We start from the raw sequence: 15,505 nt of genomic DNA on the forward strand, positions 1-15,505 counted from the left end.
TCCCCCACCCCACCCAAACCCACCCCAATTCGGTCTCGTCACTCACTCGGGTGACATAGGGCAACTGGGCTGGATTAGGGACGGGTTGCCGTGCATATGCTCGGCCCGACAACCACAGACATGAGACGGCCCCCGACGGGACAGGAATCCCGGCCGAGGGCCTGACCACCGAGGAAGCAGGACCTTCCCGATGGGTACCCAGCAGGTTAGCGCGCCTCCGTGCGCCCCACCCGGCCCGGCCGGGGTTTCCGGACCCACGTCCGGCGTCATTCACGTCAATGTCCGGCACACGGCAGGCTTCACGGTCATCGGCAACCACCTCAGCCAGCACAGAGGGCTGTCCCTGGTCGCCGTCGGGCTCGCCGTGCACATCCAGTCGCTGCCCGCCGGAGCGAAGATCGGCATCAAGCGGCTCGCCGAGCGCTTCCCCGAGAGCGAGACCCGCATCGCTGCCGCCCTGCGGGAGCTGGAGGCCGCCGGTTATCTGCACCGCAGCCGCCTACGCCTGGCCGATGGCCGGGTCGTCACCCGTACCGTCTCGTACAACCAGCCCGGCGCCGAGGCCCCTGCCGTCGCCGTTCCTCAGCAGCGGCAGCGGCAACGGACCGCACGGCCCGTAGCGGCGGCTCCCGCGTCACCCCCGGCCCCGGCCCCGGCCCCGACCCCGCCTCCCCATCCGCCGAGCGCGCCCCTGCCCGTCCACGGGCCCGCCCCCACGGCCCGTACGGCGCCGCCCCCGCCACTCCCCCGGCCGTCGACGGCCGCCCCCGAGCTGCACCGGGCCGCCGCCGCGCTCCTCGCCGATCTGCGCCGCCACGCACCGGAGTTGGCCCTCGCCGAGCGCGACGTCGAGGCACTCGCCCCCGGTGTCGCCGCCTGGCTCGAACGCGAGGCCCGCCCCGAGGACGTACGCCGCGCCCTCACCGCCGACCTGCCGGTGCCGCTGAAGCACCCGGCGAAGCTCCTGCGGCACCGGATCACGGCTCTTCTGCCCCCTCCGCTGCCGGGCGCCCACGAACTCACACCCGTACGCCGGGCCGGCATCGTGATCCCCCTCCAGAACTGCGACCACTGCGACCGCGCCTTCCGCTCCCGACACCCCGGCCCCTGCCGCGACTGCCGCGCCGACGCGCACCTGGCCGCCTGACCGGAACATGCGCTTCCTCCCTTGCGCACAGGGCTTTTCGGGCGGAGCCGAAAGACCTGGGCCTGGCATGCACGGGTCCGGGATGCTCAGGTCCATCGCGGTACGGGGAAAGCGAACCCCGCCGCCCGAACCAACGGGGGAACACATGCGACAGAAGATGCTGGCAAGGACGCTCGTCAGTCTCACCGCGGTCGTCGGGATCGCCGCCGGGAGCCTGGCGGGCGCGAGCGCGAGCTTCGCGGCGCCGGCGCAGAGCACGACGGCGGCGGAGGCGAGCGTACTCGCTACGAACAACCTCGGCCTGAGTGCGGCGCAGGCCAAGCGCGTCCAGGACGCGTTGAGGCGCTGGGGCTACACCGGTGAGGCCGACGGGGTACTCGGCACCCAGAGCTGGATCGCGATGCAGCACTTCCTCAAGAAGCACCACGGCTACACCGGCGCATACGACGGAGACCCCGGGCCCAAGACGATAATGGCCCTGCAGCGTTACCTGAAGAAGCGCTACCAGTACAAGGACGCGATCGACGGAGACGCAGGGAAGAACACCCAGGCCGCCTTCAGCCGGATGGCCAACACCTGCCCCGGCGGTTGCCTGGTGCCCTGACCCACCGGTCGCGCAAGCCCGGCCCGCCCCAGCACCACGCGGGCCGGGCCTGCGCACGTCCGGAACCCGTGCCACGGAACGAACGTCACGGAATCCATGGCACAGCCCCCTCGCGCCGCTTTGCCCACGTCCCCCGGTGGCGCCAGCATGGCCGGGCAAGGGCTTTCGTACGGACCGACAAGCCCGGCACGCGCATCAGGGGGAGATGCCATGCTTCGCATCCACTTCACCGACGCCGACCTGGTCAGGACCCGTGTGGCTGCCGGGCCCGACCCGCTGTGGGAGATCTGCACGAGCCTGCACCGGTTCCAGACCCGTCACGGCCGCTGGGCCTACGCCGACTGGTACCGCACCGCCCGCGACCGGCTGCATGCCGACCACTTCACCCGCACCCTGCGCACGCTCCTGCTCCCGCTGGTCCCCCGGGCCGCCTACTTCCCGGACTTTCTGACCCCGCCCGAGGCCTCCGAAGGACTGGACAGCGGCCTGGAAGCCATCCTGGCCACCCCGCCGCGCCGGGTCCTGGACGAGGTACGCGTCCTCGGGCGCGGCGGCGGGGCTCCTGCCTGGGCGCCGCGTCTGGCCGAGCCGGACATACGGAAGGAGCTGGTCCAAGCGATGCGGACGTACTACGACACGATCATCGCACCGCACAGTGATCGTGCCCTGGCCCGTATCGAGGCGGAACGGTCCGCCCGCGCACGCGCCGTGCTCGACCACGGGAACGAGGGGATCCTCCGGGATCTGGGCCCCTGTCTGCGATGGCGACGGCCCGTCCTGCACACCGTCTATCCGGAGGACCGCGACCTGTATCTGAACGGCCGCGGGCTCCGGCTGGTCCCGTCGCACTTCTCCTGGGGCAACCCGGTCTCCTTCGCGGAGCCGACGCTCGAACCGGTCCTGATCTATTCGCTCAACCATGAACCGCACCACTCCACGCTGCCCGGGGATCTCGGATCGGGCGCGCCCCTGGGGATACTGCTGGGTCGCACCCGCGCCACCGTCCTGCGCGCTGTGGCCAACGGCGCCACCACGGGCGAACTCGCCCGTGTCGCCGGGGTCTCGTCGTCCTCAGCCAGCCAGCACGCCACCACGCTCCGGGACAACGGTCTGATCGTCAGCAGCCGCCACGCCTCATCCGTCCTGCACACCCTCACCCCGCTCGGGGCCGCCCTGTTACGGGGCAGCACCCGAGCTCCGCGCGCGTGCGGGCCGTCACGCCGGTCGTGATCGCCTCCACAGCAGCGTGACCGCCAGGAGCGCGGCCAGGCTGGGGGCGGTGCCGGCCAGGCCCAGTACCGGGGGCAGGCCGGTGTCGCCCGAGGTGTCCCTGGTGAGCAGCCCGGTCAGTGCGATGCCCGTGCCGATCACGAACAGCACGGTCGCGGCCGGGCGCGCCCACCGCTTGCCTGCCTTGACCGCCCGGATCGTCCAGAGCCAGCCGAGGACGCCCAGCGCTCCGACGACGGACAGCAGGACCAGATAGGTGGTGACGGCCGAATCGACACGCTCATCGGTGTACGAGGGGTAGCCGGCCCGGATGTGGTCGGCCAGCAGGTGGGTGGTGGCGCGGTCGACGTACGGCAGGATCGTCGCGACGACGGTGAGCCCCAGCCCTGTGTACATCGCTCCGAGGGTCATTCGCTCATGACCTGTCTTCGTCATAGGTGCTTCCTTTCGTACCAAGAACGGTCATGCCGCGAGAGCGGTCCTCAGGAACTCCACGATCTCCGCCCGCGCGGGCACGGCCTGTTCCGCCAGGCCCGGCATGCTGAGGAACCCGTGCCCCGCACCCGGGTATTCGGCCAGCCGCGCGCTCGTGCCCGCCGCTCTCAGCCTCTCGGCGTAGCGACGGCCGTGATCGGCGATGGGGTCATGGGTCGGCACCACCACGAGCGCCGGGGCCAGCCCGCCCAAGTCGTCGGCGTACAGCGGTGACAGCGCGCGAGCGTCGGCCCCCGAGGGGACCGCGAGGCGCTGGAACACCCGCAGTTGCTCCACCGCGAGGGTCGGGGTCTGCGCGTGCTCGGTGATGGAGGGGTGGTCGAGCATCGTCCCGGTGAGGTCGACGGCCGGGTTGACCAGCACCTGCGCCCGGAGGGACAGACCGGCCCCGCCGGCCCGGATCGACGTCAGGGCGGCGATCAGCGCTCCGCAGCTCTCGCCGAACACGGCCGTACGCGACGGATCGATGCCCCACCGACCCGCGTGCCGCAGCAGGTGCTGGAGCACGTCCCAGCCGTCGTCGACCGCGTCCGACAGCGGGCTGTCCGGGGCGAGGAGACGGTGCTCGACCGAGACGACGACCGCGGGCAGGTCGACGGCGGTGTGGCTGGCGACCCAGTCGCACTGCGCTGCCGTCCCGACGAACCCGCCTCCGTGCACATGGACCACCAGGGGCAGGCCGCCGGCGCTCCCGTGCGCCGGCCGGTACACCCGGACCGGGAGGTCGCGGCCGGGCAGCGCCACCTGCTGCCAGGCGATCACCGCACCGGGGTCCGGCTGCCCGGTCATCGCCCGCGCCGCTTCGGACGCCCGGAAGCGGTTCTCCGCGTCGCGGTAGGCGAACAGTTCCTCGGTCGTCACCGTCTGCCAGTCCGGCGGGGCCGGCCGTGGCGCAATGACCTCACTCATGCCTTCTCCTCACACAGAGGGTTTCGCTACCTCGGGTATCGAAACCAAGAGTAGCGAAAAGGTACTGTGGGGGTCATGCCTTCGCACACATCCGCCGGACCGCCGTCCGCGCGACCGCCCGGCCGTCCACGTGCCGGTGTCCACACGGCGGTGTTCGCCGCGACGCTGGGCACGGTCCAGGAGCTCGGCTACGCACGCGCCACCGTCGAGCGGATCGCCGCCGCGGCCGGCGTCGCGAAGTCGACGGTCTACCGGCGCTGGCCGTCCAAGGGGGAGCTGATCGTGGACTGCCTCCTCGACGCGTTCGGTCCGGCACCACTGGAGGGCGCGGACCGGGCGGAGCTCATGTCCTCGGCCATCCACTGGATCGCGGCGAAGATCGGGGAGCCCGGCGTGGGCGACGCGTTCGCCGGGGTGTTCAGCGACGCCGTCAGTGACCCGGCCCTGCGCGTGGTCCTGTCCACGCGGCTTCAGGACCCGTACCGGATCGCGCTCCAGGACGCACTCGACGAGCCGGAGGAGCGGGTCCTGTTCTTCATCGACACCGTGGTCGGTACGTTGCTCCACCGGATGGGCATGACCGGTGAACCGATGGTCGAGGCCGACGTGGCCGCGCTCGTCGAGATGGTCCTGCCGCACTTCGCCGAGGCACCCGGCCGACCGTAGGGCCTTGTCGGCGCACCCCGGCCGACCGTAGGGCGTCGTCTGCGCACCCCGGCGGGTCCGGCAGGGCCCAGCACAGGGCCCCGCCGGCGGACCGCACCTGCGTCAGGTGCGCGTGACCGTGCCGCAGGAACCGTCGCTCTGCCACGCGTCGCGGTCGTACGGGTCCACGTCCTCGCCGCCGGCCCCCGGGGCAGGCATGTCGCTCGGGAAGGACGGGTGCAGGAAGCCGTCGTTCACCTCGCAGGCGGTGTTGCCGAAGTTCTGGTCGGACGAACGGATGGAGAGCTTGCCGCTCGTCGCCTCGAACCGCTTCGGATCGTGCAGCACCGTGGTCAGCCGCCGCCGCACGATGGTGCGCGCCACCTCGTCGCCTCCCGGCTTCACCAGCGGGTACACGAAGCTGTAGTCGGCATGCACCTCGACCGAGCCGGGGTCGCCCGCCTCGAACGTCATCACCCCGCGGGTCTTGACCACATCCCCCGCCAGCTGCGCCTCGTCCGGATCGAACCGGCTGAACATCATCAGCGGGTCCTGCTCTTCGGTGGGCTCCACGAGCGACCGCTCCAGCCGCTTGCGTTCGCCCTTCTGCAAGGGGTCGAGCAGGTCCAGTGCCGCGCCGGGCCTCTCCCCCCGCAGGGTGGCCGGATCGAGGTTGGCGGCGATGAGCAGCTGACGGGTCGACCGCAGGGCCTGCTCGACCTCGGCCCGGCTCATCCCGCCGGCCGCCTCCGCCTCGGGCAGCTCGATGCCCTCCGCCGCGTCCGCCCAGTTCAACGCGGGTGAGCCGTCGAAGGGGCGCGCCAGGGTCGGCCGGTCCGCACCGGACTCAGCGGCCCCTCCCGCCCCACCTGCCCCGCCTGCCCCGCCTGCCCCGCCGGGAAGGTGGTCGGTGACCAGGCTCGGCCGCATGGTGACCACGAAGATCCCCAGGATCACGCAGAACCCCAGTACCGCGGCGATGCGCCGCCCCTTCCGGGGGCGCCCGGCTCGGGTCTGCGCACCGGGTCCCGTGCGCCAGCCGTCGGGCTGCCACGGTTCGGCCGGCTTCCTGCGCCAGGGCCGCCCCCCGCCGCTGGCCTTCGCGGCCTCCTCGTCCAACGCCCGCAGACGTGCGGTGACCATCCGCGCGCGGGCCGACGGTTCCTTCGGCGCGCCGCCCCCACCGCTCTCGGCCTGCCGGATGAATTCCGCCCACTGTTCGTCCGGGACGGAGCCCCCGCGGTCCGGATGCTCGGACGACTCCCCCGGTGGCGTACTGGTGCTCACTGTTCTGTTCAACTCCCCCACACCGTGCTGGCACCTCTACTCCATTGCGCCGCGCCGATCCGGACAAGAGTGCGGAAGAAACTGTGACGAGCACGTGACGATCATGTGCCGCCCACCCCGCGCCCCCGCCCCGTTCCTCACCCGGCCAAAGTGAGTTAGGGACGACGAAGGGTCACAAATGTCCGTTACGGGTGTCCGTAACTCCCGTCCGAGGGGGAGTTACGGGTGTCCGTAACTCCCCCTCGGACGACAGACGGCAAGCGAAGGGGCCCCGGCCCACCGCTTGCGCGGCGGGCCGGGGCCCCTCTCGGTGCTCTGTGCGGAGCGACCAGGTCAGACGATCAAGTAATTACTTGATGATCTTGGTGACCTGGCCGGCGCCCACGGTCCGGCCACCCTCACGGATGGCGAACTTCAGGCCCTCTTCCATGGCGACCGGCTGGATCAGCGCGACGTCCATGAGGGTGTTGTCACCCGGCATGACCATCTCGGTGCCCTCGGGAAGGGTCACAACGCCCGTCACGTCCGTGGTACGGAAGTAGAACTGCGGGCGGTAGTTGTTGAAGAAGGGGGTGTGACGGCCACCCTCGTCCTTCGACAGGATGTAGGCCTGGGCCTGGAACTCGGTGTGCGGCGTGACCGAACCCGGCTTGATGATGACCTGGCCGCGCTCGACGTCCTCGCGCTTGATGCCACGGAGGAGCAGACCGACGTTCTCACCGGCCTGGCCCTCGTCGAGCAGCTTGCGGAACATCTCGATACCGGTGACCGTGGTGGTGGTCTTCTCCTGCTTGATGCCCACGATGTCAACGGTCTCGTTGACCTTCAGGACACCACGCTCGATGCGGCCGGTGACGACCGTACCGCGACCGGTGATCGTGAAGACGTCCTCGATCGGCATGAGGAACGGCTTCTCGACGTCACGCTCGGGCTGCGGGATGGCCTCGTCGACAGCCTTCATCAGGTTGAGGACGGACTCACCCCACTCCTTGTCGCCCTCGAGCGCCTTGAGCGCCGAGACCTTGACGACCGGAACGTCGTCGCCCGGGAACTCGTACTCGGAGAGGAGCTCACGGACCTCGAGCTCGACGAGCTCCAGGATCTCCTCGTCGTCCACCATGTCGGCCTTGTTCAGCGCGACGACGATGTACGGCACGCCTACCTGGCGGGCCAGGAGCACGTGCTCCTTGGTCTGCGGCATCGGGCCGTCGGTGGCCGCGACCACGAGGATGGCGCCGTCCATCTGCGCAGCACCCGTGATCATGTTCTTGATGTAGTCCGCGTGACCCGGGCAGTCGACGTGCGCGTAGTGACGCGACTCCGTCTGGTACTCGACGTGCGCGATCGAGATGGTGATACCGCGCTGGCGCTCCTCGGGCGCCTTGTCGATCATGTCGAAGGCCGAGGCCTCGTTCAGGTCCGGGTACGCGTCGTGCAGCACCTTGGTAATGGCGGCCGTGAGGGTCGTCTTACCGTGGTCGATGTGACCGATGGTGCCGATGTTGACGTGGGGCTTAGTCCGCTCGAACTTTGCCTTCGCCACTGGGGTCCTCCTGAGTGGTTCTGTACGCCTTGCTTCATCGGCGCCAGGTGATCTTTGCTGGAATGCCGGTGCCGGGGGCATCCGCCACGCCGCCTACGCGGTGTGACGCATGCCCGACCGGGCTCCGGTGACAAGCCTAAAGCGTGAGCTCGGGAGAGCTACTCGCCCTTGGCCTTCGCGATGATCTCCTCGGCGACGTTCCGCGGAACCTCGGCGTAGGAGTCGAACTGCATCGAGTAGCTTGCGCGACCCGAGGTCTTGCTACGGAGGTCTCCGACGTAGCCGAACATCTCCGAGAGGGGCACGAGGCCCTTCACGACGCGAGCGCCGCTGCGCTCCTCCATGGCCTGGATCTGGCCACGGCGGGAGTTGATGTCGCCGATCACATCGCCCATGTAGTCCTCGGGCGTGGTGACCTCGACGGCCATCATCGGCTCGAGGAGCACGGGGGACGCCCTGCGGGCACCCTCCTTGAACGCCTGCGAACCGGCGATCTTGAAGGCCAGCTCCGAGGAGTCGACCTCGTGGTAGCCACCGTCGAGAAGGGTGATGCGGATGCCGACCATCTCGTAACCGGCCAGGATGCCGAACTGCATGGCTTCCTGGGCGCCCGCGTCCACCGAGGGAATGTACTCACGGGGGATGCGGCCACCGGTGACCTTGTTGACGAACTCGTAGGACGCGTCGCCACCCTCGATGGGCTCGATGGCGATCTGCACCTTCGCGAACTGGCCGGTACCACCAGTCTGCTTCTTGTGCGTGAAGTCGATACGGTCGACGGCCTTGCGGATCGTCTCGCGGTACGCGACCTGGGGCTTGCCGACGTTCGCCTCGACGCGGAACTCGCGCTTCATGCGGTCGACGAACACCTCGAGGTGAAGCTCGCCCATACCACCGATGATGGTCTGGCCGGTCTCCTCGTCCGTGTGCACCTGGAAGGAGGGGTCCTCCTCCGAGAGCCGCTGGATGGCGACACCCAGCTTCTCCTGGTCACCCTTGGACTTGGGCTCGATGGCGACCTGGATGACCGGCGCCGGGAAGTCCATGGACTCCAGGATCACCGGCTGCTTGTCGTCGGACAGCGTCTCACCCGTGGTGGTCTGCTTCAGGCCCATGACGGCGACGATGTCGCCGGCGCCCACCGAGTCGATCTCCTCACGCTTGTTCGCGTGCATGCGGTAGATCTTGCCGATGCGCTCCTTCTTGCCCTTGACCGAGTTCAGCACCGCGGTGCCGGCCTCGAGGCGACCGGAGTAGATCCGGACGAAGGTGAGCTTGCCGAGGTGCGGGTCGCTCGCGATCTTGAACGCCAGGCCGGAGAACGGCTCGTCGTCCGAAGGCTTGCGCGAGACGACCTTCTCCGGGTCCTTGACGTCGTGGCCCTCGATGGCCTCGACGTCCAGGGGGGAAGGCAGGTAACGGACGACCGCGTCGAGCAGGGGCTGGACGCCCTTGTTCTTGAACGCGGTGCCACAGAACACCGGGGTGACCGTGACGGAGTCGGCGCTGCCCTTGGACGCGAGCGTGATGCGGCGGATCGCCTCGTGCAGCTGGTCCTGGGTGGGCTCGGTGCCCTCCAGGTACAGCTCCATCATCGCGTCGTCGTTCTCCGAGACGGCCTCGAGGAGCTTGCCGCGCCATTCCTCGGCGGCCTCCTTGAGGTTGTCCGGGATCTCGACGACGTTGTACATCTCGCCCTTGGCGGCCTCTGCGGGGTACACGAAGGCCTTCATCGACACGAGGTCGACGACGCCCGTGAAGTCCGCCTCGGCACCGACGGGGAGCTGCATGACGATCGGGACGGCGCCGAGGCGCTCCACGATCATGTCGACACAGCGGAAGAAGTCCGCACCGGTCCGGTCGAGCTTGTTGACGAAGCAGATACGCGGCACGCCGTAGCGGTCCGCCTGACGCCACACGGTCTCGGACTGGGGCTCGACGCCGGCCACACCGTCGAACACGGTGACGGCACCGTCGAGGACGCGGAGCGAACGCTCCACCTCGACGGTGAAGTCGACGTGACCCGGGGTGTCGATGATGTTGATCGTGTGATCGACATCATCGAGCGGCCAGTGGCAGGTCGTCGCGGCGGACGTGATCGTGATGCCGCGCTCCTGCTCCTGCTCCATCCAGTCCATCGTGGCTGCGCCGTCGTGGACTTCACCGATCTTGTACGAAACGCCGGTGTAGAAGAGGATCCGCTCGGTGGTGGTCGTCTTGCCCGCGTCGATGTGGGCCATGATCCCGATGTTGCGGACCTTGGCCAGGTCAAGCGAAGTGGTGGCCATGAGGCTCAATCTTCTCTCGGTCTCGATGGGGTGAGCGACTACCAGCGGTAGTGCGCGAAGGCCTTGTTGGACTCGGCCATCTTGTGGGTGTCCTCGCGCTTCTTGACGGCAGCGCCAAGACCGTTGGAGGCGTCGAGCAGCTCGTTCATGAGGCGCTCGGTCATGGTCTTCTCGCGACGGGCGCGGGAGTAACCGACGACCCAGCGGAGCGCGAGGGTGGCGGCGCGACCGGGCTTGACCTCGATCGGCACCTGGTAGGTGGCGCCACCGACACGGCGGGACTTGACCTCGAGCGAGGGCTTGACGTTCTCAAGCGCGCGCTTCAGCGTGATGACCGGGTCTGCACCGGTCTTCTCGCGCAGGCCTTCCATCGCGCCGTACACGATCCGCTCGGCGGTGGAACGCTTACCGTCGAGGAGGATCTTGTTGATCAGCGAGGTGACAAGAGGAGAGCTGTAGACCGGGTCGATGATGACCGGGCGCTTCGGGGCGGGGCCCTTACGAGGCATTCTTACTTCTCCTTCTTGGCGCCGTAGCGGCTGCGGGCCTGCTTGCGGTTCTTGACACCCTGGGTGTCGAGCGAACCGCGGATGATCTTGTAACGAACACCCGGCAGGTCCTTCACACGGCCGCCACGCACGAGCACGATGGAGTGCTCCTGCAGGTTGTGTCCCTCACCCGGGATGTAAGCCGTGACCTCGATGCCGGAGGTCAGACGCACACGCGCGACCTTACGGAGCGCCGAGTTCGGCTTCTTCGGGGTGGTCGTGAAGACACGCGTGCAGACGCCACGGCGCTGGGGCGAACCCTCGAGCGCGGGCGTCTTGTTCTTCTCGACCTTGTCCTGCCGGCCCTTCCGGACCAGCTGCTGGATCGTAGGCACTACTTCTCCGGTTTCTGTGTGCCGTTCGTGAAACTAACCTGGAACACGCTCCGACCCACGCGGTCGGGTGTGTCGAATACTGCAGGCCCCTGCCGAAAGGCAGGAGAGACACAGATTGCGGTGGCCACTTACGGACTCGCCATGCGGCTGAGGACACGCACCCGAGCCCAGGCACACCCCAGGCACAAGGCTTGAGCGTACCTACCTCACGGAGCTGGGTCAAAACAAATGCCGTCCACCACGGGCCCATGACCTCGGCGATCGGACGCAACCGGACGTGACGGCCACCCCCGGCGACTGCCGTACGGCACGCACACCCGCTCCCACCAGCGCGAACGACCCGCCCGGCAGCCGTGACCACGCCATTTGTCCGGACGTCCCCCGCCGCCCATCGGTCACCCCGGGTGACCGACCTCACGGCGGCACGCGCACGCCACCCGGCGGGCACGCAGAAGGGCGGCCACCCCGCCGTAGCAGGATGACCGCCCCTCTCACTCACTTCTACTGGTTGTACGGACCGTAGTCGTAGTCCTCCAGCGGAACGGCCTGGCCGGAGCCCGTGCCGAACGGCGAGTAGTCGATGTCGTCGTAGCCGACGGCCGAGTACATCGCGGCCTTGGCCTCCTCGGTCGGCTCGACCCGGATGTTGCGGTAGCGGGACAGGCCCGTACCGGCCGGGATGAGCTTACCGATGATGACGTTCTCCTTGAGGCCGATCAGGGAGTCCGACTTGGCGTTGATCGCCGCGTCGGTCAGGACCCTGGTCGTCTCCTGGAAGGACGCCGCCGACAGCCACGACTCGGTGGCGAGCGAGGCCTTGGTGATACCCATCAGCTGCGGACGGCCGGAGGCGGGGTGACCGCCCTCGGTGACCACACGACGGTTCTCGGTCTCGAACTTCGAACGCTCGACGAGCTCGCCCGGCAGCAGCTCCGCGTCGCCGGACTCGATGATCGTCACACGGCGCAGCATCTGCCGGATGATGATCTCGATGTGCTTGTCGTGGATCGACACGCCCTGCGAGTTGTAGACCTTCTGGACCTCGCCGACCAGGTGGACCTGGACCGCGCGCTGACCGAGGATCCGCAGCACGTCGTGCGGGTTGGTGGCACCGACGGTGAGCTTCTGGCCCACCTCGACCGCGTCGCCCTCGCCGACCAGGAGACGGGCACGCTTGGAGATCGGGAACGGCGTCTCCTCGCTGCCGTCGTCCGGGGTGACGACGATCTTCTTGGTCTTCTCGGTCTCCTCGATACGGACCCGGCCCCTGGCCTCCGAGATCGGGGCGACACCCTTGGGCGTACGCGCCTCGAAGAGCTCGACGACACGCGGCAGACCCTGCGTGATGTCGTCACCCGCCACACCACCGGTGTGGAAGGTACGCATCGTCAGCTGGGTGCCGGGCTCACCGATGGACTGGGCGGCGATGATGCCGACCGCCTCACCGATGTCGACCAGCTTGCCGGTGGCGAGCGAGCGTCCGTAGCAGAAGGCACAGGTGCCGACCGCGGACTCACAGGTCAGGACCGAGCGGGTCTTGACCTCCTCGACGCCGGCGCCCACCAGGGCGTCGATCAGGACGTCACCGAGGTCGACGTTGGCAGGCGCGATGACCTTGCCGTCGACGACGACGTCCTCGGCGAGCATGCGGGCGTAGACCGAGGTCTCGACGTCCTCCGTCTTGCGGAGCACGCCGTCGGCGCCCTTGACGGCGATCTTCAGCTTGAGGCCGCGGTCGGTGCCACAGTCCTCCTCGCGGATGATCACGTCCTGCGAGACGTCCACCAGACGACGGGTCAGGTAACCCGAGTCGGCGGTACGCAGGGCGGTGTCCGCCAGACCCTTACGGGCACCGTGCGTGGAGATGAAGTACTCCAGGACGGTGAGGCCCTCACGGAAGGACGCCTTGATGGGACGGGGAATCGTCTCGTTCTTGGCGTTCGACACCAGACCACGCATACCCGCGATCTGACGCATCTGCATCATGTTTCCTCGGGCACCCGAGTCGACCATCATGAAGATGGGGTTCGTCTTCGGGAAGTTCGCGTTCATCGCCTCGGCAACCTCGTTGGTCGCCTTGGTCCAGATCGCGATGAGCTCCTGCGTGCGCTCGTCCTTGGTGATCAGACCGCGCTCGTACTGCTTCTGGACCTTCTCGTCCTGGTCCTCGTAGCCCTTGACGATGGCCTTCTTGGCCTCGGGTACGACGACGTCGGAGATGGCCACGGTCACACCGGAGCGGGTCGCCCAGTGGAAACCGGCCGCCTTCAGGTTGTCGAGCGTCGCCGCCACGATCACCTTGGGGTAGCGCTCGGCCAGGTCGTTGACGATCTCGGAGAGCTGCTTCTTGCCCACCGAGTAGTCGACGAACGGGTAGTCCTCGGGCAGCAGCTCGTTGAAGAGCGCGCGGCCCAGGCTCGTACGCAGCCGGAAGGTGTCACCCGGCTGGTACTCGGGCTCGCCCTCCTCGGCGACCGGCGGCACCCAGCCACGCGGCGGCATGGTGCCGACCGGGAAGCGGATGTCGACCTTCGCCTGGAGCGAGAGCTCCCGGGCGTCGAAGGCCATGATCGCCTCGGCCGTGGAACCGAAGGAACGGTCCGCGCCCTTGACGTCGCGGCCCTCGTCGTCCGTGGTGAGGAAGAAGAGGCCCAGCACCATGTCCTGGGTCGGCATGGTGACGGGACGACCGTCGGCCGGCTTCAGGATGTTGTTCGAGGACAGCATCAGGATGCGGGCCTCGGCCTGCGCCTCCGCGGAGAGCGGCAGGTGCACGGCCATCTGGTCACCGTCGAAGTCCGCGTTGAACGCGGTGCAGACGAGCGGGTGGATCTGGATGGCCTTGCCCTCGACCAGCTGCGGCTCGAAGGCCTGGATGCCGAGGCGGTGCAGGGTGGGCGCACGGTTCAGCAGCACCGGGTGCTCGGCGATGACCTCTTCGAGGACGTCGTACACGACGGTGCGGCCACGCTCGACCATGCGCTTGGCCGACTTGATGTTCTGCGCGTGGTTCAGGTCCACCAGGCGCTTCATCACGAACGGCTTGAAGAGCTCCAGCGCCATCGCCTTCGGCAGACCGCACTGGTGCAGCTTGAGCTGCGGACCGACGACGATCACGGAACGCGCGGAGTAGTCCACACGCTTGCCGAGGAGGTTCTGACGGAAACGGCCCTGCTTGCCCTTCAGCATGTCGCTGAGGGACTTCAGGGGACGGTTACCGGGACCGGTGACCGGGCGACCACGACGACCGTTGTCGAAGAGGGCGTCCACGGCCTCCTGGAGCATGCGCTTCTCGTTGTTCACGATGATCTCGGGCGCGCCGAGGTCGAGAAGCCGCTTCAGGCGGTTGTTGCGGTTGATCACACGGCGGTACAGGTCGTTCAGGTCGGAGGTCGCGAAGCGGCCACCGTCCAGCTGCACCATCGGACGCAGGTCCGGCGGGATGACCGGCACGCAGTCGAGCACCATGCCCTTGGGCTTGTTGCTGGTCTGCAGGAACGCGGAGACGACCTTGAGGCGCTTGAGCGCACGGGTCTTCTTCTGGCCCTTGCCGGTACGGATGATCTCGCGGAGGCGCTCGGCCTCCTCGTCGAGGTCGAAGGACTCCAGGCGCTTCTGCAGGGCGGCGGCGCCCATGCAGCCGTCGAAGTACGTGCCGAAGCGGTCACGCAGCTCGCGGTAGAGCAGCTCGTCGCCCTCGAGGTCCTGGACCTTGAGGTTCTTGAAGCGGCTCCACACCTCGTCGAGACGGTCGATCTCGCGCTGCGCACGGTCACGCAGCTGCTTCATCTCGCGCTCGGCACCTTCGCGCACCTTGCGGCGAACGTCGGCCTTGGCGCCCTCGGCCTCCAGCTCGGCCAGGTCGGTCTCGAGCTTCTTGGCGCGGTTCTCCAGGTCGGAGTCACGGCGGTTCTCGACCTGCTGGCGCTCGACGGAGACATGCGCCTCCAGCGACGGGAGGTCACGCGTGCGGCGCTCCTCGTCGACGAACGTGATCATGTACGCGGCGAAGTAGATGACCTTCTCGAGGTCCTTCGGCGCGAGGTCCAGCAGGTAGCCCAGACGCGACGGGACGCCCTTGAAGTACCAGATGTGGGTGACGGGAGCGGCAAGCTCGATGTGACCCATGCGCTCACGGCGCACCTTGGCACGCGTGACCTCTACGCCACAGCGCTCACAGATGATGCCCTTGAAGCGGACACGCTTGTACTTGCCGCAGTAGCACTCCCAGTCCCGGGTCGGACCGAAGATCTTCTCGCAGAAGAGTCCGTCCTTCTCGGGCTTGAGCGTGCGGTAGTTGATGGTCTCCGGCTTCTTCACTTCGCCGTGGGACCAGGTCCGGATGTCGTCCGCGGTGGCAAGGCCGATCCGCAGCTCGTCGAAGAAGTTGACGTCGAGCACTTGTCGTCAATCCCTCTTTCGGGGGTTCGAGCCCCCTCGCGTCACGCGAGAAATCGGGGCACTTCAGCAATGG

12 protein-coding genes are annotated in these 15,505 nt (G+C 68.4%); 4 read left to right on the forward strand and 8 right to left on the reverse strand.

What is annotated here, in order from left to right:
* Positions 1-190 precede the first annotated feature (190 nt).
* From OG623_RS13675 to OG623_RS13685, 3 genes are all read left to right on the forward strand, one after another.
* On the forward strand, positions 191-1,147 hold the full coding sequence (locus tag OG623_RS13675; protein ID WP_406146630.1) for a helix-turn-helix domain-containing protein: 957 nt from the start codon (positions 191-193) through the stop codon (positions 1,145-1,147).
* 145 nt (positions 1,148-1,292) lie between these two features.
* A complete protein-coding gene (locus tag OG623_RS13680; protein WP_406146632.1) occupies positions 1,293-1,751 on the forward strand; it encodes a peptidoglycan-binding protein in 459 nt (152 codons plus the stop codon).
* Between the two features lie 210 nt (positions 1,752-1,961).
* Entirely contained in the window at positions 1,962-2,981 is a 1,020-nt protein-coding gene (locus OG623_RS13685) for an ArsR family transcriptional regulator (protein ID WP_406146634.1), read from the forward strand.
* Here the strand turns inward: OG623_RS13685 and OG623_RS13690 are convergent.
* The gene (locus OG623_RS13690; RefSeq protein WP_406146635.1) at positions 2,967-3,416 is read right to left on the reverse strand and encodes a hypothetical protein; all 450 of its coding nucleotides are present in this window, start codon (positions 3,414-3,416) and stop codon (positions 2,967-2,969) included. The genes OG623_RS13685 and OG623_RS13690 overlap by 15 nt on opposite strands.
* Positions 3,417-3,443: 27 nt before the next feature.
* On the reverse strand, positions 3,444-4,385 hold the full coding sequence (locus OG623_RS13695) for an alpha/beta hydrolase fold domain-containing protein (protein ID WP_406146637.1): 942 nt from the start codon (positions 4,383-4,385) through the stop codon (positions 3,444-3,446).
* A gap of 75 nt (positions 4,386-4,460) precedes the next feature.
* Between OG623_RS13695 and OG623_RS13700 the strand changes: the two genes are divergently transcribed.
* On the forward strand, positions 4,461-5,051 hold the full coding sequence (locus OG623_RS13700) for a TetR/AcrR family transcriptional regulator (protein ID WP_406146639.1): 591 nt from the start codon (positions 4,461-4,463) through the stop codon (positions 5,049-5,051).
* Positions 5,052-5,153: 102 nt separating this feature from the next.
* Here OG623_RS13700 and OG623_RS13705 read toward each other — a convergent pair whose 3' ends face one another.
* The 6 genes from OG623_RS13705 to OG623_RS13730 form a co-directional block, all read right to left on the reverse strand.
* Entirely contained in the window at positions 5,154-6,317 is a 1,164-nt protein-coding gene (locus OG623_RS13705; protein WP_406146640.1) for a hypothetical protein, read from the reverse strand.
* A gap of 349 nt (positions 6,318-6,666) precedes the next feature.
* Entirely contained in the window at positions 6,667-7,860 is a 1,194-nt protein-coding gene (gene tuf, locus OG623_RS13710; RefSeq protein WP_406146641.1) for an elongation factor Tu, read from the reverse strand.
* A gap of 158 nt (positions 7,861-8,018) precedes the next feature.
* A complete protein-coding gene (gene fusA / locus OG623_RS13715) occupies positions 8,019-10,148 on the reverse strand; it encodes an elongation factor G (RefSeq protein ID WP_406146643.1) in 2,130 nt (709 codons plus the stop codon).
* Positions 10,149-10,186: 38 nt separating this feature from the next.
* The gene (rpsG, locus tag OG623_RS13720) at positions 10,187-10,657 is read right to left on the reverse strand and encodes a 30S ribosomal protein S7 (RefSeq protein WP_018101248.1); all 471 of its coding nucleotides are present in this window, start codon (positions 10,655-10,657) and stop codon (positions 10,187-10,189) included.
* A 2-nt stretch (positions 10,658-10,659) separates the two neighbouring features.
* Positions 10,660-11,031 (reverse strand): 30S ribosomal protein S12, encoded by a 372-nt coding sequence (rpsL, locus tag OG623_RS13725; protein ID WP_003948652.1) that lies wholly within the window; start codon positions 11,029-11,031, stop codon positions 10,660-10,662.
* A gap of 501 nt (positions 11,032-11,532) precedes the next feature.
* Positions 11,533-15,432, reverse strand: a complete 3,900-nt coding sequence (locus OG623_RS13730; RefSeq protein ID WP_406146645.1) for a DNA-directed RNA polymerase subunit beta' — start codon at positions 15,430-15,432, stop codon at positions 11,533-11,535.
* Positions 15,433-15,505 lie beyond the last annotated feature (73 nt).

Origin of the sequence: Streptomyces sp. NBC_01012 (assembly GCF_045162755.1) — a bacterium.
Classification (GTDB): Bacteria; Actinomycetota; Actinomycetes; order Streptomycetales; family Streptomycetaceae; genus Streptomyces.